This is a genomic window from Pseudomonas sp. S37, assembly GCF_016658545.1.
In the GTDB taxonomy this organism is placed as follows: domain Bacteria; phylum Pseudomonadota; class Gammaproteobacteria; order Pseudomonadales; family Pseudomonadaceae; genus Aquipseudomonas.
On sequence record NZ_JACVZC010000008.1, the window covers coordinates 36,961 to 54,260 of the forward strand.

A 17,300-nucleotide genomic window follows, 5' to 3' on the forward strand; every position below is an offset into this window, starting at 1 on the left:
TTGGGAGCACCCCAGAGTGTTGCGGGGTTTTCCCACCCAGCGCGAGGTAACGCGTTGCGGGGTGTAACAGGTCGGCGCGGGTGTGCGCCTCATGATCTGCTTAGCGGGTCTGCTTCTGGCAGTCCCTCTACAGCGGAAGTTGGATTCTTGTGATTTGGCGGCTACAAGTCAAGAAAAATTATTGCCAATTTTTCCCCAAGATGAATTCCTGCCACCACTAAAAATCGCTTCAGCAGCAGAATTAATAAGATTTCCACAAAAAAGGGCCACAATCTGCGGCCCTTGAAGGAAAAACTGAAGAAATCAGGCGGAAGGAGCGATCAATTGGTCAAAAGCTGCCAACAGGCGGCGCAACTCACGACTTTGCTCCGGTCGGTCGACAAACACCGTTTCGGCCATGACCAGGATGCTGGAGGCGTTGGGCAGCGGCTGGCCGAGCTCGATGATGATCTTCATGCGTTGCAGGAAGATCCATTGCAGCCACTGCTCGAAACGCAGGGTATCGACGGCGAACGGGATGGTACTGGCCAGCGCCTCGTCGCTCGGCGGCTCATCATCCCACCAGCCTTGCACCTTCAGTTCACGCTCGATCAGCAGCAGGTGGTCGGCGATATCCAGAATACGTTGCTCGATCATCACGAATTGACCCGTGCCTTTTGCCGGGCCAGTGCGGCACCTGCACTGTCACCCTGTTTTTCCCGGGCCTGGGCGATGGTGTTCCACAATTCGGCCTGCAGGCTCGGGCGGCCGTTGGCGTAGGTCAGGGCACGGCGCGCCAGCTGCTCGGCCTGTGGCGCATCACCTTGCGACAGGCGCACCTGGGCCAGGCGGTAGAGCACCTGCGGTTCGCGCGGAGCAATGCGCTGGGCACGCTCTAGGCTGGAAGCGGCGCCGTTGAAGTCGCCACTGCCCTGCTGGGTCTTGGCCGTGGTCAGCAGTGCCAGCACCGGGCCGTCCAGCTGCTCGTCGGCCGACAGGCCACCGGCAGCGGGGGTGCTGCGCGGAATGCCGGTTGGCGCACTGCTGGCTGCCGGGGCACTGTTCATCGAGGCGATGTCGAACGGTTCGTCGGCGATCGGGTTTGGATTGGTAGTCATCGGCGCCGAAGTTACCGGCCCGCCAGTAATCGGGCCAGGTGTAATCGGCGAGGTGCTGATCGGCGCTGCGCCATTGGCCGCCGGGAACGTCTGGATGCCCGAGGCGCCAGCGCCCTGCGGGATCATCACGGTGACGCCGGAGTCCTCAGGCAGCGTTTGCGCTTGCGCAGTGCCCGCGTTGTAGCCACCCGCCGAGCGGTTGGCCGTCACGCGCTCGCTGTTGGACACGCGAGTGCTCGAATCAACCACGGGGATATTGCCGCGCGGGACGCTGGAGCACCCCTGAAGCACTACCAGCGCCGTCACGGCAGGAAACAGCCACTTGTTCACATCACACCTCATCAATGCAGCCTGTGCTTAATTCATCCAGCCCTTGACCCAGTCCATGACCGATTCGGCGGGATTCTGCTCGCCGCCACAGGTCGCGCCAGCGGGCGGTTCACTGCCGCGAATATACGGCATCTGCACCGCTCCCGGACAGCTGCCATCAGACCCGTGGCCAGTGTAGGGGTCGATCCAGGCCTGCACCACGTTGTCGGGTTGTGGCATGTCCAGCGGCAGCGGGTCAGCCTTCTTCATGAAGCTGGTCCACACCTGCAGGGCACCGGTGGCACCGGTGAACGGCGTCTTGCCGTTATCGTCGCGGCCCATCCACACCACGGCCAGCAGGTCCTGGCTGAAGCCGGAGAACCAGCTGTCGCGCGAGTCGTTACTGGTACCGGTCTTGCCCGCCAGGGTCAGCGAGCGCGGCAGGGTGTTGTACACCGAGCGCCCGGTACCTTCGCGCATTACCCGCTGCATGGCGTTCTGCACCAGGTAGATGGCACCCGGGTCGAAGGTTTGCTGGATCTGGAACGGGTAGCGCTTGAGCGGCTCACCCTCGGCCGTCAGCACGCTGCGAATACCGCGCATCGGCGTGTTGAAGCCACCGTTGGCGATGGTCTGGTACATGGTCGCGACCTGCATCGGCGACATGCCTCCGGCACCCAGCAGCATTGCCGGGAACGGCTTCCAGTCAACGTTCACGCCCAGCCGGCCGATGGTCTTGAGCACATTCGGCACGCCCACTTCCAGGCCTAGCTTGGCGGTCGACAGGTTGTAGGAGTTGGCCAGCCCCTGGTACAGGTAAATGGTGCCGTGCGGGCGACGGTCGTAGTTTTGCGGGCGCCAGACCTGGCCATCGGCACCTTTGACCGAGAATGGCTCGTCCTGCACCCAACTGGTCAGGGTGAACTTGCTCGGCTGCTCCAGGGCAGTCAGGTAGACCGACGGCTTGACCAGCGAGCCAATTGGCCGCACCGCATCGATGGCCCGGTTGAAGCCGGCAAAGCCTGCCTGGCGGCTGCCGATCAGCGCCTGCACCTCACCGGTTTCAGGGTTGGTCACGACCATTGCCGATTCCACCTCGTCAGCCCCTTTGCGACCGGCCAGGCGCTTGAAGGTCTCGCTCATCGAGGTTTCGGCCTTCATTTGCAGAATCGGGTCGAAGCTGGTGAAGATGCGCAGGCCTTCTTCGGTCAAGTCTTCGTCGCGGTAGTCCTGGCGCAGCTGACGTTTGACCAGGTCGAGGAACGCCGGGAACGAGCTGTCGGCGAGGCTGCCGCGCTTGGTCACGCCCAGCGGCATCTTCTTCGCCGCGTCAACTTCGGCCTGGCTGGCCACACCCTGCTCGGCCACCAGGTCGAGCACCAGGTTGCGCCGAGCCAGGGCGCGGTCGGGGTAGCGCCGCGGGTTGTAGTAGGACGGGCCTTTGACCATGCCCACCAAAAGGGCGACCTGGTGCAGCTTCAGTTCGGACAGCGGCTGGCTGAAGAAGAACTGGCTGGCCAGGCCGAAGCCATGCACCGCACGTTGGCCGTCCTGGCCGACAAACACCTCGTTGAGGTAAGCCTCGAGAATTTCACGCTTGTCGTAATGCAGCTCAAGCAGCATCGCCATCATCGCCTCGGTGAGCTTGCGGCTGAGGCTACGCTCACTGGTGAGGTAGAAGTTCTTCACCAGCTGCTGGGTCAGGGTACTGCCGCCCTGGCGCATCGAGCCGGACGAGGTGTTCACCCACATGGCCCGGGCGATGGATTTGGGCGACACGCCGAAGTGGCTGTAAAAATCGCGGTCTTCCGTAGCCACCAGGGTTTCGAGCAGGTACTTGGGCACCTGGTCAATCTTGATCAGGATGCGGTCTTCGAGGTTTTTCGGGTAGATGCCGCCGATCATCAGCGGTTCCAGGCGCACGACGTCGAGCGCCTTGCCGTTGGCACTGGAAAGGCCGGCCACGTAATCGCCAGAGAAGCGCACGCGCACGAACTGCGCCGGCTCCATGCCCTCGTAGAACTGGAAGCCACGGGTGTTGAGGTCGACGGTATTGCCGTTGACCGACGCCGCACCTGGGCCGTTGGCCGCGCTTTCACGGCGATAGCCAAGCGCGTCGAGCTCGGTGAGGAAGTCGCTTTTGCTCAGTTTCTGGCCAGTGAACAGCTCCAGCGGCCGGGCATACACCTTGGCCGGGATGGTCCAGCGCTTGCCAGAGAACTTCTCCTGGACGACGGCATCGAGGTAAACCGCGAAACCAGCGACGATCACCAGGCCTACCAGGCTGAGCTTCAAAGCCCAGCCCAGCCAGGCGCGGGAGCGGCCGGTCGGGCGTTTCTGAGGGGTACGGGGATTTCGGGTTCGGGTCATGGCGGCGGATTATACGCACTTTATAAAGGCTGGGCAGACGGCCCGGCGGTAGGCAGGGACGGCACCATTGACCATAATGGCGCATTCGAATTCCCTGCCCCCGGAAGGATTTGCCGTGAGCCAAGCTCTTATTACTGCGTTGCAGAACCCAGCCCTGTACCCCCACCCCGTGGACGGGTTCCAGCTCATCGAGACGCATATCTCCTGGGTCCTGCTCACTGGCGAGTACGCTTACAAGATCAAGAAGCCGATGAACTTCGGCTTCCTCGACTTCACCGGTCTGGACCAGCGCCAGCATTTCTGTAACGAAGAATTGCGCCTGAACCAGCGCCTGACCGAAGGCCTGTACCTGGACGTTTTGCCGATCACCGGTAGCGTCGACGCGCCACAGCTCGGCGGTGAGGGCGAAGCCATCGAATACGCGCTGAAGATGCGCCAGTTCCCCCAGGGGCAGATGCTCAGCACCCTGCAGGCCAATGGCGAGCTGAACGCCACGCACATTGACCAAATGGCCCGGCAGATCGCCGAATTCCACCTGCAGGCCCCACGCGTGCCGGTAGAGCACCCGCTGGGCACGCCTGAAAGCGTGATGGCGCCGGTGGAGCAGAACTTCGAGCAGATTCGCCCGTTCCTCAGCGACAAGGCCGACCTGCAGCAGCTCGACGCCCTGCAGGCCTGGGCCCGCAGCAGCTTCGAGCGCCTGCATGGCCTGCTGGAAAAGCGCAAGGCCAATGGCTTTATCCGTGAATGCCACGGTGACATCCATCTGGGCAACGCTACCCTGATCGATGGCAAGGTGGTGATCTTCGACTGCATCGAGTTCAACGAACCGTTCCGCCTGACCGACGTGTATGCCGATACCGGTTTCCTGGCCATGGACCTGGAAGACCGCGGCCTGAAGTGCCTGGCCCGCCGGTTCATCAGCCAGTACCTGGAACTGACCGGCGACTACGAAGGCCTGGAACTGCTCAATTTCTACAAGGCCTACCGCGCCCTGGTGCGGGCCAAGGTCGCGCTGTTCAGCATGCCGGCCGACGCCGATGGCGTGCAGCGTGCCACCACCCTGCGCACCTACCGCAACTACGCCAACCTGGCGGAAAGCTACAGCGCCATCCCGTCGCGCCTGCTGGCCATCACCCACGGTGTTTCGGCCGTGGGCAAAAGCCACGTGGCCATGCGCATGGTCGAGGCCCTGGGTGCGGTGCGCGTGCGTTCGGACGTGGAGCGCAAGCGCCTGTTCGGTGAACAGCAGCAGGCCCAGGCCGGCCAGCTGAGTGCAGGCATCTATGACCAGGACGCCAGCGCCGCGACCTACCAGCGCCTGCATGAAGTGGCGGCAACCGTACTGCGTGCCGGTTTCCCGGTGGTGCTGGATGCCACCTACCTCAAGCGCGAGCAGCGCCAGGCCGCGGCAGACGTCGCCAGCCAGACTGGCGTGCCGTTCCTGATCCTCGACTGCCATGCGCCGGAGGCGGTAATCGCCAGCTGGCTGGAGCAGCGCCAGGCCGAGAACAGCGACCCGTCGGATGCCACCCTGGAGGTGGTCAAGGCGCAACAGGCCAGCCGTGAGGCGCTGGATGCGCAGGAGCTGGTGCAGAGCACCCGCGTTGATACCCAGGCGGCGGGCAGCATGGATCAGGTGATCGAGCAGATTCGCCAGCGTTTGCCGGGGCTGTAAGCTCAGCGTACTCCTGCACTGGCCTCTTCGCGGGTAAACCCGCTCCTACAGGTACACCACTGCCCTTGAAAGCGGTGGCGTACCTGTAGGAGCGGGTTTACCCGCGAAGAGGCCAGAACAGGACAACTCATCCCCACAGATGGCAAAAAGCCGCGTATTCCCCAACCCCCGCTACACTCCTCTCTGACCTGCTCGCGATTTATCTCCCAATGACCCGTTCAGCCATCGCAAGGAGGCTCGATGAACGATGAATTGCAGCATCTGAAGAACCTTGGCAAGACCTCTGCGCAGTGGCTGCATGCAGCCGGCATCCACAGTGCATCGGATCTGCGCCGCCTGGGCGCGGTGGGTGCGTACCAGGCCGTGAAGACACGAGGGTTCCGTGCATCGAAGGTGCTGTTGTATGCCATTGAAGGTGCCCTGCTGGACATGCACTGGAACGACTTGCCGCTGGAACGCAAAGAAGCACTCAACCAACAACTGGATGCAAAAAGCCCTTCGCAAAAAAATCCAAAATAATCGTGAAAAGGGGATTGACGGCTAAATGAGAATTGTTATGATTATCACAACTGGTCGCGAGACTGGTTGGATAAGCTAAGAGCCCCTGGTTCGGACTCTCAGATTATCTCCTCATCAGGCTAATCACGGTTATTGACCCGGCAATTTGCCGGGTCTTTTTTTGCCCGCAGGTTTTGTACTGCCGGCGATTTAGCCAGTGCAGGCAACGCTACTGCCGCAGCTGCGCGCAGTAATCCTGCTCCGGCATCGCTGCCGTGTACCACACGTAATCCGCCTGCCCTGCCTCGACCTGCTCACCCACTTCAGCCAGCAACAGCACCTTGCTCTGCCCCTGCGCCCCCAGATCACTCAAGTGCAACGGCACGCCAAGGTCCTTGCGTACGTGATAAGCCCCGGCAAACAGCAGAGCCGGTTGCGGCGCCGCCAGCAAGCGCTCGGCCATGCGTCGGTCACGCTGCTGCTGCACGGCCAGCATCGCCGGTAACTGGCTTTCTGGCAGCATCCCGCAATGCCCGGCACGCACCTGCTCCAGCAAGGCAGCCTTCACCGCTGGTGCATTGGACCTTTCACCGCTCAATGAAGCCGGCTGTCGGTAGGCCTGGCGCATTTCGCCAGGTGCAAGGTTGGCGGCCAGCAAAGATATCCGCTGCTGCAAGGCTTCCCGCACGATCGGCCCGTACAGCTGCCAGTCCCAGCCCTCCTGCCAGGCCAATGCCTTGGGCAAGTCTGCCGGCAAAAGCTGCCCCGCAACCTTGTCCACGAGTGGCTGCTGTTCGGGTTGCAACATCTCCAGCAACAGGCTGCCCTGGGTACGCTGACCTTGCAGGGCGCGCAGCAGCCACAGTTGCAGTGCGTGATGGTCGGGGTTGTCGTGTTTTTCGCCTACCAGCACTCGAGGGGCGACAGCCAGTCGCTGCACGAGCTGTTCGGGGCTGATTACCTGCCCGCTGGCGAGGTCGACGATGTGCCCCAGTTCGGCATGCGTGCGCCCTTCAGTGCTTTGCCAGGCAGGCAACGGCGGCAGGCTGGCCTGGCAGCCACCGAGAGCCAGCAGCAGACACAGTGAAAAACCGGACAGCAGCGGGTGTCGCATTGGCGTTACTCCATGTCATCCACAATTTATCCGGCCTGCACCGCTTCCTGTGGGAGCGGGCGCGCCCGCGAAACAGACAACGCAATGGATGGCACCGGCTTTGCCGGTGTTCGCGGGCAAGCCCGCTCCCACAGAGATCGCGTCAGCTTTCCGATTTTAAGCAAGGCAATTCCCACAAAAACGCGCAGTATGCCCCTCAGCGGGTGATGATCAGCGGGTGCCCCCGTTCAGGGTGCGGCTGCACCAGCACATCGATCCCGTACACCGCCTTCAACGCCGCCGGCGTCAACACTGCTTCAGGCGCGGCAAACGCATGGCAGCGCCCCTGCTCCAGCAACAGGATACGGTCACAGTAGCGCGCCGCCAGGTTCAGATCATGCAGGATCACCAGCACCGCAGCGCCACGGTCGGCAAAGCGGCGCACAGCCTCCAGGGTAGTGTGCTGGTGCAGCGGGTCGAGCATTGAGGTCGGCTCATCGAGCAGCAAGGTGGTGCCCTCCTCCCCCGGCCACAATTGCGCCAGTACCCGGGCCAGGTGCACCCGCTGCCGCTCGCCGCCGGACAACGCCAGGTAACTGCGCTCCACCAGGTGCCAGGCATCCGCCGCCTGCAACGCTGCCTCGATAATTTCGGCATCGCGCCGCTGGCCGGTGCCATGGGGCATACGCCCCATACCCACCACTTCCTCGACCCTGAACGAAAAGCCCAGGCTGGACACCTGCGGCAGCACTGCCAGGCGCCTGGCCCGCTCCTGCCCGGCCCAATCCACCAATGGCCGGCCCTGCAGCGTCACCTGGCCACGGTCCGCCGCCAGTTCGCCGCACAGCACCCCCAGCAGGCTGCTTTTGCCCGCACCGTTGGGGCCGAGCACACCCACCACCTGCCCGGGGTGCAACTGCAGGTGAATGTCATGCAGCACTTCATTGTTGCCCCGCCGCAGGTGCAGGCCCTCGACTTGCAACATCAGCTGCGCCCTCGCATCAGCAGGAACAGAAAGAACGGCGCACCAATGAAGGCCGTTACGATACCGATCGGCAGTTCGGCGGGCGCCAACAGCAGCCGTGCTGCCAGGTCAGCGAACAGCATCAGTACGCCACCGGCCAGCAGCGAGGCCGGCAGCACCACGCGGTGATCAGGCCCGGCCAGCAAGCGCACCAGGTGCGGTACCACCAGGCCAATGAAGCCGATCAGCCCGGCAGCTGCCACCGCAGCGCCAACACCCAGCGCCGTGCAAAACACCAGTTCGCGCTTCAGCCGCTCGACATCGACGCCCAGGTGGCGCGCCTCGGACTCACCCAGCAGCAAAGCATTCAGCGCCTTGGCCCGACGCGGCAGCCACACTGCCACCCCCGCAGCCACCAGCAACAACGGCCATAGCCGCTCGTAGCTGGCGCCATTGAGGCTACCTAGGTTCCAGAAAGTGAGCGTGCGCAGGGTGGCGTCATCGGCCAGGTAGGAGAACAGCCCTACAGCCGCACCACCCAGCGCGGTCATTGCCACACCAGCCAGCAGCATCGTGGCGACATTGGTCTGCCCATCGCGACGCCCAAGGCGGTAGACCAGCGCGGTGACGCCAAGCCCGCCAACAAACGCGCAGAACGACAGCAAGTAAGGTGCGAAAACTTCCGGCAGGCCGCCGAACCAGGCACCGCCGACGATCGCGACCGCGGCCCCCATCGCTGCCCCCGCGGCCACCCCGACCAACCCCGGGTCGGCCAGCGGGTTGCGGAACAACCCCTGCATGGCCACCCCGGACAGCGCCAGCACCGCGCCCACTGCCAGCCCCAACAGGGTGCGCGGCAGGCGGATCTGGCCAAGGATCATCTCGGCCTGTTGCAGCCCGTCGGCAGCGACCGGCAAGCCCAACAGGCGCAGCCCTGCGCGCAAGGTATCGAACAGCGGCAGGCTGACCGGCCCCAGCGCCAGCGACAGCCACACCGCCAACAGGCACAGCAGGCTCAGGCAAATGAACAACGTACGTGGCTGGACCCGCTGTTTCATTGTGCGAAGCTGGCCTTGGCTGCCGGGTAGAAGGTAGCTGCCAGCGATTGCAAGGTCGCCGGCAGGCGCGGCCCCAGGCCACCGACCAGCAGTGTCGGGTCAAGCGATACCAGGCGCTTCTCACGCACAGCACGTGATGCGGCCAGCGCAGGGTTTTCTTTCAACAGCGCCTGCAAGGCCTGCTCATCGGCCAGTGCCCGGTCGGAAAACACGATCACATCCGGGTCCAGAGCCGCCAATGCTTCGTTGGAGAAATTCTTGTAGCCCTGATGCTCTGCCAGGTTGCGCCCGCCTGCCTGGCCCAGCAGCCAGTCACCGGCAGTGCCCTGCCCGGCGATCAGCGGCTTGGCCCCGGCATGCCCGACCAGCAGCAGCACCCCGGGTACCTTGTGCCCGGCCTGAGCCTGCTTGACCCCGGCTTGCAACGCTTGCAGTTGCTGGTGGTAGCCAGCCGACAATGCCGACGCTTGCTGTTCGGCGCCGAGCAATTGCCCAAGGTGCTTGAGGTTTTCATCCACTGCCGCCAACTCGGCCTTGCTGGAGAACAATTCCACCCGTACACCGGCCTTGCGGATTTGCGCCAGTACCGGCGGCGGGCCCATTTCTTCAGTGCCCACCAGCACATCCGGGCGCAGGCTGAGAATGCCTTCGGCCGATAACTGCCGCTGGTACCCCACGCTGGGCAGTGATTTCAAGGAGGCCGGGTGCTGGCTGGTGGTGTCCACGCCGACCAGGCGCGCTTCACCGCCCAACGCAGCTATCCATTCGCTCAGCGCGCCACCGGCGCTGACCCAGCGTTGCGGCAACTCGGCCGCCTGGGCCTGGGGCAGCTCGGCCGCCAAGGCCTGGGTAGAGAGCACAAGGCTTGCACACAGGGCGAGCAAAGCGGCTGGACGGCGCATCATCGGGTTCCTTCTGAAGGCAGGTCGCACGCCTTGTGGCGGGCGGCGGAACTGCGCACCATAGACAGCCGGGCGCAGCGAATGCGGGCAATTTGATAATTATTCGCATTGAAGCGTCAAGCCATCATCTGTTTCACGAGCCGTCCTTGCCATGCATTTCCTTTGTACTTCACACAGCCTGGCCGAAGGCCAAAGCCGCGCCTTCAGCGTAGACGGCCTCGAACTGTTCGGCGTACGCCGCCAGGGGCAGGTGTACCTGTACCGCAACCGCTGCCCGCACAAGGGTATCCCGCTGAACTGGGCAGAAGACGCGTTTCTCGATGACAGCGCCAGCCTCATCCACTGCGCCCATCACGGCGCACTGTTCCTGATTGAAAGCGGCGAATGCGTGGCCGGCCCCTGTGAAGGTGAACAGCTGCAGGCCTTGGGCTGCCGCGAGGACAGCCAGGGCATCTGGTTCAAGGATTGAGCAGCACCGGTAGGCGGCGGTCGATGACAATGCCTTCGGGGTCCAGCCGCACGCCATAGGCCAGCACCTCCACCCCGTCCGCCACCGCGGCTCGCAAGGCCTGGGCATAAGCCGCATCAATTTCCTCGGCCGGGCGCACGGCATCGACACCGGTCAGGTTCACGCAATACAGCTGCACCGCCCGCACGCCCTGCTTGGCCAGCTTGCCCAGCTCGCGCAGGTGCTTGGCGCCACGCTGGGTCACCGCATCAGGGAACGCCGCGACACGGCTGTCGGGGTAGCCCAAGGTCACGCTCTTGACCTCGACGTAGGCCGGCGCGCCCTCGAACTCCAGGCGAAAGTCGATACGGCTGCCTTCCTCGCCATAGGCCACTTCACGCTTCAGTGCGGTAAACCCGGCCAGCTCGGTGATGGTGCCGGCGCGCAGGGCCTCTTCGACCAGCGCATTGGCGCGCCCGGTATTCACGCAGGCCAGCCGCCCCTGCGGGGTTTCGCTGATTTCCCAAGTGCCCGGCAGCTTGCGCTTGGGGTCGTTGGAGCGGCTGAACCACACCTGCCCGCCTTCAAGCATGCAGTTGAGCATGGAGCCGGTGTTCGGGCAGTGGATGGTCAGCTGCTCGCCGCTGGCCAGTTCGATGTCGGCCAGAAAGCGCTTGTAGCGGCGTAGCAGGCGGCCTTGTTCAAGTGCAGGAGAAAAGCGCATCAGCCTTGCCAGCTCCGCAAGCCACGGGCAATCCGCTGCACCGCCTCTTCCAGGCGCGGCAGGCTCTGGGTATAGGCAAAGCGCACATGGTGCCCAGCCAGATGACGACCGAAATCCAGGCCCGGGGTGAAGGCCAGGTGCTCGGTCTCCAGGAAGTGCCGGCAGAAGGCAAAAGCATCACCGCCAAAGGCGCTGATATCAGCGTACAGGTAGAACGCGCCCTGCGGTTCGACGGCAATGCGGAAGCCCAGTTCGCGCAGTGCCGGTAACAAGTAGTCGCGGCGGCGGGCGAATTCGGCACGGCGTTCTTCGAAGATGGCCAGGGTTTCAGGCTGGAAACACGCCAGCGCAGCATGCTGGGCCATGCTCGGCGCGCTGATGTACAGGTTCTGCGCCAGCTTCTCCAGGTCGGCCACTGCGCCTGGGGGCGCCACCAGCCAGCCCAGGCGCCATCCGGTCATGCCGAAATACTTGGAAAAACTATTAAGGACGAACGCCGAATCGTCGACTTCCAGCACGCTGGGCGCATCCATGCCATAGGTCAGGCCGTGGTAGATCTCGTCGACTACCAGGTGGCCATGCCGCTGATGGGTAGCCTTGGCAAGGCCGGCGAGCTCTTCGCGGTTGAGCACGGTGCCGGTCGGGTTGGCCGGCGAAGCGACCAAAGCGCCAACGGTATCTTTGTCCCAGTAGCGGTCGACCAGATCTTCGGTCAGTTGATAATTCACCTCCGGCCCCACCGGTACCAGCTGCGCGCCGCCTTCGACCAGGCGCAGGAAGTGGCGGTTGCACGGGTAGCCCGGGTCGGCCAGCAACCAGTGCTTGCCCGGGTCGACCAGCAGGCTGCTGGCCAGCAGCAGCGCGCCGGAACCGCCTGGGGTAATGAGAATGCGCTCAGGGTCTATGCTCAGGCCATAGCGCTGGGCATAAAAGCCGGCAATCGCCTCGCGCAGGGCCGGCAGGCCGCGTGCGGCGGTGTAGCGGGTATGCCCGGCGGCCAGCGCGGCCTGGCCAGCCGCCACGATAGGCGCGGCCGTGGTGAAATCCGGCTCGCCGATTTCCAGGTGGATCACGTCGTGTCCCGCCGCCTGCAACTCGTTGGCCCGGGCCAGCAACGCCATGACGTGGAAGGGTTCGATGGCGCGGCTGCGCGCACTGTAGGGGTGGGCCATGACCTTCTCTCAATTGGGTCTAAACTGTTGATTCTACCTCTGCAAGCGATCGAACGTACCGTTCGGGCCGGTGTCAATAAGCAGGATCGGGCGGGCTAGCGCACCCCCGATCTATCTGGTAAGTTCGGCGGCTCGCAGTCGCAGGGCCGGCGGGTGCCGGAGATGGAGCAGCCTGCGCATTGGATCAGATGAGTGAGAGGCGGTCTATTCATGTCCACCGTAGAAAAGCAAAAAGCCCAGACCATGTACGGTGTCGAGCCATACGTAGAATCCAAGGGTGAAGAGTACATGGGCGAGCCCATGAAAAAGCACTTCACCAAGCTTCTCGGCGCCTGGAAGCAAGAGCTGATGACCAGTGTGGACCGCACTGTGGATCACATGAAGGACGAGGCAGCCAACTTCCCCGACCCGGCCGACCGTGCCAGCCAGGAAGAAGAATTCGCCCTTGAGCTGCGCAACCGCGATCGCGAGCGCAAGCTGATCAAGAAAATCGACAAGACCCTCGACAAGATCAAGGCCGACGAGTACGGCTGGTGCGAGTCGTGCGGCATCGAGATCGGCCTGCGCCGCCTGGAAGCCCGCCCTACCGCCGACCTGTGCTTCGACTGCAAGGAAATCGCCGAGAAAAAGGAAAAAACGGTCGGCAAAGGCTGATCTTTCTTCCACCTGAACGGGGCGCATCATGCGCCCCGTTTCATTTATATGCCTAGCCAGACCATGACCGACTCCAGCTACATCGGGCGTTTCGCCCCCACCCCCAGCGGCTTCCTGCATTTTGGTTCACTGGTCGCGGCCCTCGCCTCCTGGCTTGATGCCCGCGCCGTCAACGGCCGCTGGCTGCTGCGCATGGAAGACACCGACCCGCCCCGGGAAATGCCCGGCGCCCGTGATGCCATCCTGCAAACGCTGGAGCGTTACGGCCTGGAATGGGACGGCGAAGTGGTGTTCCAGAGCCAGCGCCACGACGCCTATGCCGCCGTGGTCGACCGCCTGTTCAACATGGGCCTGGCCTATGCCTGCACCTGCTCACGCAAGCAACTTGAAGGCTACAACGGCATTTACCCAGGCTTTTGCCGTAATGCCGGGCATCCCCGTGAAGGCGCGGCCATCCGCTTGCGGGTGCCGGAACTGATCTACCGCTTTACCGACCGGGTGCAAGGTGATTACCAGCAACACCTGGGCCGCGAGGTGGGCGATTTCGTCATCCAGCGCCGCGACGGGCTGTACGCGTATCAGCTGGCGGTGGTGCTGGACGATGCCTGGCAGGGTGTTACCGACATCGTGCGCGGCGCCGACCTGCTCGACAACACCCCGCGCCAGCTGTACCTGCAAGAGCTGCTGGGCTTTTCGCAGCCGCGTTACCTGCATATCCCGCTGATCGTGCAGCCGGACGGGCACAAGCTGGGCAAGTCGTACCGCTCGCCGCCGCTGCAGGCCGAGCATGCCACACCGCTGTTGTTGCGGGCGCTGCGGGCGCTGGGGCAGGCGGCTGACCCTGAGTTGCTGCTGGCGACGCCGGCTGAAGTGCTGGCAGTTGCCCGCCAGCAGTGGCGGCCGGAGGCGATTGCGCAGAGGACGACGGTGCCAGAGGCTGATTTGCGCTGAGATCTTGCTGGCCCTATCGCCGGCAAGCCAGCTCCCACAGGGACAGCGCAGCGCTCAGGTCCTGTGGCAATCCTGTGGGAGCTGGCTTGCCAGCGATAGGGCAGAACAGGCAACCCATCCCTAAAATCAAAAGCCCAACAAATTCAAACCCTTGGCTAACCCCATCGATTCCCGCTAGCATCCCCCCCGCCATTTGCGCCAATAATAAGTCCAAGCCCGCAGCGCCCAACCATCGAGGCCAGCATGTACATCTATCGTTTGGTCCTGCTTCTGGTCGTGGGGATCTATCTGTTCTCCCCGGCCATCATGGACTGGTGGATCGAGCCGACCGGAGCCTGGTACCGCCCCTACCTGCTCTGGCTGATCCTGATCGTCGTCACCTTCATCCTGCAGAGCCAACGAGATGCCGATGAGCTTTAGCCTGACCCAGATGATCCTGATCAGCGCCGGGTACCTCATGGTGCTGTTCGGCGTGGCCTGGATCAGTGAGCGTGGGTTGATCCCGCGCGCCATCATTCGCCACCCGCTCACCTACACCCTGTCGCTGGGCGTGTACGCCAGTGCCTGGGCCTTCTATGGCTCGGTGGGCCTGGCCTACCAGTACGGCTACGGCTTCCTCGCCTGTTACCTGGGGGTGTCCGGCGCGTTTCTGCTGGCACCGGTGCTGCTGTACCCGATCCTCAAGATCACCCGCACCTACCAGCTTTCATCGCTGGCCGACCTGCTGGCGTTCCGCTTCCGCAGTACCTGGGCCGGGGCGTTGACCACCATGATCATGCTGATCGGCGTGTTGCCGTTGCTGGCCCTGCAGATCCAGGCGGTAGCCGACTCGATCAGCATCCTCACCGGTGAGCCGGTCAAGGCGCGGGTGGCCTTTGCCTTCTGTGTGCTGATCATCCTGTTCACCATCTTTTTCGGCTCGCGGCACATTGCCACGCGCGAAAAGCACGAAGGGCTGGTATTCGCCATTGCCTTCGAGTCTGTGATCAAGTTGCTGGCGCTGGGCGGCATCGGGTTGTACGCCTTGTACGGCGTGTTCGGCGGCCCGCACGGGCTGGAAGTCTGGCTGCTGCAGAACCAGACCGCCCTGGCGGCCCTGCACACCCCCCTGCAGGAAGGCCCATGGCGCACCCTGTTGCTGGTGTTCTTCGCCTCGGCCATCGTCATGCCGCACATGTACCACATGGCCTTTACCGAAAACCTCAACCCGCGCTCGTTGGTCAGCGCCAGCTGGGGCCTGCCGCTGTTCCTGCTGCTGATGAGCCTGGCGGTGCCACTGGTGCTATGGGCCGGTCTGCGCCTGGGCGCCAGCACCAACCCCGAGTACTTCACCCTGGGGCTGGGGATCGCCGCCAACAATCAGGCGCTGACACTGCTGGCCTACGTGGGCGGGCTTGCGTCTGCCAGCGGGCTGATCATCGTCACGACCCTGGCCTTGTCAGGCATGGCCCTCAACCACCTGGTACTGCCGCTGTACCAGCCACCGGCCGAGGGCAACATCTACCGCTGGCTGAAATGGACCCGCCGGGCGCTGATCGTCGCCATCATCACTGCCGGCTTCATGTTCTACCTGACCCAGAACAACCACCAGAGCCTGGCCAACCTGGGCATCGTGGCCTTCGTTGCCACCTTGCAGTTCCTGCCCGGCGTGCTGTCGGTGCTGTACTGGCCGACCGCCAACCGCCGCGGCTTCATCGCCGGGCTGCTGGCCGGCACCCTGGTGTGGATGGTGACCATGCTGCTGCCGCTGCTGGGCAACCTGCAGGGCTTCTACATCCCGTTGCTGGACATGATCTATGTGCTGGACGATACCAGCTGGCACATGGCGGCCATCGCTTCACTGGCAGCCAACGTGCTGCTGTTCACCCTGATCTCGCTGTTCACCAACGCCAGCACCGAAGAGGTCAGCGCCGCTGAAGCTTGCGCGGTGGACAACGTGCGCCGGCCACAGCGCCGCGAGCTGCACGCCGCCTCGCCGCAGGAATTCGCCACCCAGCTGGCCAAGCCATTGGGCGCCAAGGCCGCGCAAAAGGAAGTGGAGCAAGCCCTTCGCGACCTGTACCTGCCGTTCGACGAGCGCCGCCCTTATGCCCTGCGCCGCCTGCGTGACCGCATCGAGGCCAACCTGTCGGGCCTGATGGGACCAAGCGTGGCCCAGGACATGGTCGAAACCTTCCTGCCGTACAAGTCCGGTAACGAAAACTACGTGACCGAGGACATCCACTTCATCGAAAGCCGCCTGGAAGACTACCACTCGCGCCTGACCGGCCTGGCTGCCGAGCTCGATGCCCTGCGCCGTTACCACCGCCAGACCCTGCAAGAGCTGCCCATGGGCGTCTGCTCGCTGGCCAAGGACCAGGAAATCCTGATGTGGAACAAGGCCATGGAAGAGCTTACCGGTATTGCCGCCAAGCACGTGGTCGGCTCACGCCTGGTGACCATCGGCGAACCCTGGCGCGGGCTGCTGCAAGGCTTCATCAACGTACCCGACGAGCACTTGCACAAGCAGCGCCTGGCACTGGACGGCCAGCCACGCTGGTTGAACCTGCACAAAGCGGCCATCGACGAACCGCTGGCCCCCGGTAACAGTGGCCTGGTGCTGCTGGTCGAGGACCTGACCGAAACCCAGGCCCTGGAAGACAAGCTGGTGCATTCCGAGCGGCTGGCCAGCATTGGCCGCCTGGCTGCGGGCGTGGCCCACGAGATCGGCAACCCGATCACCGGCATCGCCTGCCTGGCGCAGAACCTGCGCGAGGAACGCGAAGGCGATGGCGAAATCATCGAGCTGTCCAGCCAGATCCTCGACCAGACCAAGCGGGTGTCGCGCATCGTCCAGTCGCTGATGAGCTTTGCCCATGCCGGTGGCAGCCACCAGAACAGCGAAGAGCCGGTGTGCCTGGCCGAAGTGGCGCAGGACGCCATCGGTCTGCTGGCGTTGAACCGGCGCAATTTCGAAGTACAGTTCTTCAACCTCTGCGACCCGGACCACTGGGCCGAGGGGGACCCGCAGCGCCTGGCCCAGGTGCTGATCAACCTGCTCTCCAACGCCCGCGACGCCTCACCGCCCGGCAGTGCCGTGCGCGTGCGCAGCGAAGCCAGCGACCACACCGTCGACCTGATCGTCGAGGACGAGGGCAGCGGGATCCCGAAGAACATTCAGGACCGCTTGTTCGAACCGTTCTTCACCACCAAGGACCCGGGCGAAGGAACCGGACTGGGGCTCGCTCTGGTCTATTCCATCGTGGAAGAGCATTATGGGCAAATCACCATCGACAGCCCGGCCGACATCGAACGGCAACGTGGCACCCGGATCCGCGTGACCCTGCCCCGGCATGTCGTAGCGACGTCCCCTGAAATTCGAGACCGTCGAGAGAATTGAATC

Annotated in this window: 16 protein-coding genes; 7 read left to right on the plus strand and 9 right to left on the minus strand. The window is 63.8% G+C overall.

Annotation, left to right across the window (positions count from 1 at the left end):
- Positions 1 to 303 precede the first annotated feature (303 nt).
- From IAE39_RS05175 to mrcB, 3 genes are read right to left on the minus strand one after another with little or no spacing between them, the layout of a single operon-like run.
- Positions 304 to 636 (minus strand): YqcC family protein, encoded by a 333-nt coding sequence (locus IAE39_RS05175; protein WP_201199958.1) that lies wholly within the window; start codon positions 634 to 636, stop codon positions 304 to 306.
- Positions 636 to 1,439: a tetratricopeptide repeat protein gene (locus IAE39_RS05180; protein ID WP_201199960.1), complete on the minus strand. Its 804-nt coding sequence runs from the start codon at positions 1,437 to 1,439 to the stop codon at positions 636 to 638. Before IAE39_RS05180 ends, IAE39_RS05175 begins: the two co-directional genes overlap by 1 nt.
- A 15-nt stretch (positions 1,440 to 1,454) precedes the next feature.
- A complete protein-coding gene (mrcB, locus tag IAE39_RS05185) occupies positions 1,455 to 3,776 on the minus strand; it encodes a penicillin-binding protein 1B (protein WP_201199962.1) in 2,322 nt (773 codons plus the stop codon).
- A 115-nt stretch (positions 3,777 to 3,891) separates the two neighbouring features.
- Between mrcB and IAE39_RS05190 the strand changes: the two genes are divergently transcribed.
- Positions 3,892 to 5,454, plus strand: a complete 1,563-nt coding sequence (locus tag IAE39_RS05190; RefSeq protein ID WP_201199964.1) for a bifunctional aminoglycoside phosphotransferase/ATP-binding protein — start codon at positions 3,892 to 3,894, stop codon at positions 5,452 to 5,454.
- A gap of 240 nt (positions 5,455 to 5,694) precedes the next feature.
- Positions 5,695 to 5,973 carry a TfoX/Sxy family protein gene (locus tag IAE39_RS05195; RefSeq protein ID WP_119371464.1) on the plus strand — a complete coding sequence of 93 codons (279 nt, stop codon included), beginning with the start codon at positions 5,695 to 5,697 and terminating at the stop codon, positions 5,971 to 5,973.
- Positions 5,974 to 6,181: 208 nt separating this feature from the next.
- Here the strand turns inward: IAE39_RS05195 and IAE39_RS05200 are convergent, their stop codons facing one another.
- The 4 genes from IAE39_RS05200 to IAE39_RS05215 form a co-directional block, all read right to left on the minus strand.
- Positions 6,182 to 7,066, minus strand: a complete 885-nt coding sequence (locus IAE39_RS05200) for a ChaN family lipoprotein (RefSeq protein ID WP_201199972.1) — start codon at positions 7,064 to 7,066, stop codon at positions 6,182 to 6,184.
- A 196-nt stretch (positions 7,067 to 7,262) separates the two neighbouring features.
- Complete coding sequence (locus IAE39_RS05205; RefSeq protein ID WP_201199973.1) at positions 7,263 to 8,030, minus strand: heme ABC transporter ATP-binding protein; 768 nt, start codon at positions 8,028 to 8,030, stop codon at positions 7,263 to 7,265.
- Positions 8,030 to 9,013 carry a FecCD family ABC transporter permease gene (locus tag IAE39_RS05210; RefSeq protein ID WP_201200052.1) on the minus strand — a complete coding sequence of 328 codons (984 nt, stop codon included), beginning with the start codon at positions 9,011 to 9,013 and terminating at the stop codon, positions 8,030 to 8,032. Before IAE39_RS05210 ends, IAE39_RS05205 begins: the two co-directional genes overlap by 1 nt.
- 50 nt (positions 9,014 to 9,063) lie before the next feature.
- On the minus strand, positions 9,064 to 9,972 hold the full coding sequence (locus tag IAE39_RS05215) for a heme/hemin ABC transporter substrate-binding protein (protein WP_201199974.1): 909 nt from the start codon (positions 9,970 to 9,972) through the stop codon (positions 9,064 to 9,066).
- 148 nt (positions 9,973 to 10,120) lie between these two features.
- Between IAE39_RS05215 and IAE39_RS05220 the strand changes: the two genes are divergently transcribed.
- On the plus strand, positions 10,121 to 10,438 hold the full coding sequence (locus IAE39_RS05220; protein WP_201199975.1) for a Rieske (2Fe-2S) protein: 318 nt from the start codon (positions 10,121 to 10,123) through the stop codon (positions 10,436 to 10,438).
- Here IAE39_RS05220 and sfsA read toward each other — a convergent pair.
- A complete protein-coding gene (sfsA, locus tag IAE39_RS05225; protein WP_201199976.1) occupies positions 10,428 to 11,141 on the minus strand; it encodes a DNA/RNA nuclease SfsA in 714 nt (237 codons plus the stop codon). The two genes, IAE39_RS05220 and sfsA, sit on opposite strands and share 11 nt — an antisense overlap.
- A complete protein-coding gene (locus IAE39_RS05230; protein ID WP_201199977.1) occupies positions 11,141 to 12,313 on the minus strand; it encodes a pyridoxal phosphate-dependent aminotransferase in 1,173 nt (390 codons plus the stop codon). The genes sfsA and IAE39_RS05230 overlap by 1 nt, the downstream gene beginning before the upstream one ends.
- Positions 12,314 to 12,523: 210 nt before the next feature.
- Between IAE39_RS05230 and dksA the strand changes: the two genes are divergently transcribed.
- The 4 genes from dksA (at position 12,524) to IAE39_RS05250 (ending at position 17,297) form a co-directional block, all read left to right on the plus strand.
- Positions 12,524 to 12,967 (plus strand): RNA polymerase-binding protein DksA, encoded by a 444-nt coding sequence (gene dksA, locus IAE39_RS05235; RefSeq protein WP_003259209.1) that lies wholly within the window; start codon positions 12,524 to 12,526, stop codon positions 12,965 to 12,967.
- A 63-nt stretch (positions 12,968 to 13,030) separates the two neighbouring features.
- Positions 13,031 to 13,918: a tRNA glutamyl-Q(34) synthetase GluQRS gene (gene gluQRS / locus IAE39_RS05240; protein ID WP_201200054.1), complete on the plus strand. Its 888-nt coding sequence runs from the start codon at positions 13,031 to 13,033 to the stop codon at positions 13,916 to 13,918.
- 243 nt (positions 13,919 to 14,161) lie between these two features.
- Positions 14,162 to 14,338, plus strand: coding sequence for a hypothetical protein (locus tag IAE39_RS05245; RefSeq protein WP_003250005.1), 177 nt, complete (start codon positions 14,162 to 14,164; stop codon positions 14,336 to 14,338).
- Positions 14,322 to 17,297, plus strand: a complete 2,976-nt coding sequence (locus IAE39_RS05250; protein WP_201199978.1) for a sensor histidine kinase — start codon at positions 14,322 to 14,324, stop codon at positions 17,295 to 17,297. Before IAE39_RS05245 ends, IAE39_RS05250 begins: the two co-directional genes overlap by 17 nt.
- The last annotated feature ends 3 nt before the right edge of the window (positions 17,298 to 17,300 follow it).

Coding starts and splice junctions, on each gene's coding strand:
- IAE39_RS05200 (WP_201199972.1), bottom strand. CDS start 7,066: ATGCGACACCCGCTGCTGTCCGGTTTTTCACTGTGTCTGCTGCTGGCT.
- IAE39_RS05180 (WP_201199960.1), bottom strand. CDS start 1,439: ATGAGGTGTGATGTGAACAAGTGGCTGTTTCCTGCCGTGACGGCGCTG.
- IAE39_RS05230 (WP_201199977.1), bottom strand. CDS start 12,313: ATGGCCCACCCCTACAGTGCGCGCAGCCGCGCCATCGAACCCTTCCAC.
- IAE39_RS05175 (WP_201199958.1), bottom strand. CDS start 636: ATGATCGAGCAACGTATTCTGGATATCGCCGACCACCTGCTGCTGATC.
- dksA (WP_003259209.1), top strand. CDS start 12,524: ATGTCCACCGTAGAAAAGCAAAAAGCCCAGACCATGTACGGTGTCGAG.
- IAE39_RS05215 (WP_201199974.1), bottom strand. CDS start 9,972: ATGATGCGCCGTCCAGCCGCTTTGCTCGCCCTGTGTGCAAGCCTTGTG.
- IAE39_RS05245 (WP_003250005.1), top strand. CDS start 14,162: ATGTACATCTATCGTTTGGTCCTGCTTCTGGTCGTGGGGATCTATCTG.
- gluQRS (WP_201200054.1), top strand. CDS start 13,031: ATGACCGACTCCAGCTACATCGGGCGTTTCGCCCCCACCCCCAGCGGC.
- IAE39_RS05205 (WP_201199973.1), bottom strand. CDS start 8,030: ATGTTGCAAGTCGAGGGCCTGCACCTGCGGCGGGGCAACAATGAAGTG.
- mrcB (WP_201199962.1), bottom strand. CDS start 3,776: ATGACCCGAACCCGAAATCCCCGTACCCCTCAGAAACGCCCGACCGGC.
- IAE39_RS05220 (WP_201199975.1), top strand. CDS start 10,121: ATGCATTTCCTTTGTACTTCACACAGCCTGGCCGAAGGCCAAAGCCGC.
- sfsA (WP_201199976.1), bottom strand. CDS start 11,141: ATGCGCTTTTCTCCTGCACTTGAACAAGGCCGCCTGCTACGCCGCTAC.
- IAE39_RS05250 (WP_201199978.1), top strand. CDS start 14,322: ATGCCGATGAGCTTTAGCCTGACCCAGATGATCCTGATCAGCGCCGGG.
- IAE39_RS05195 (WP_119371464.1), top strand. CDS start 5,695: ATGAACGATGAATTGCAGCATCTGAAGAACCTTGGCAAGACCTCTGCG.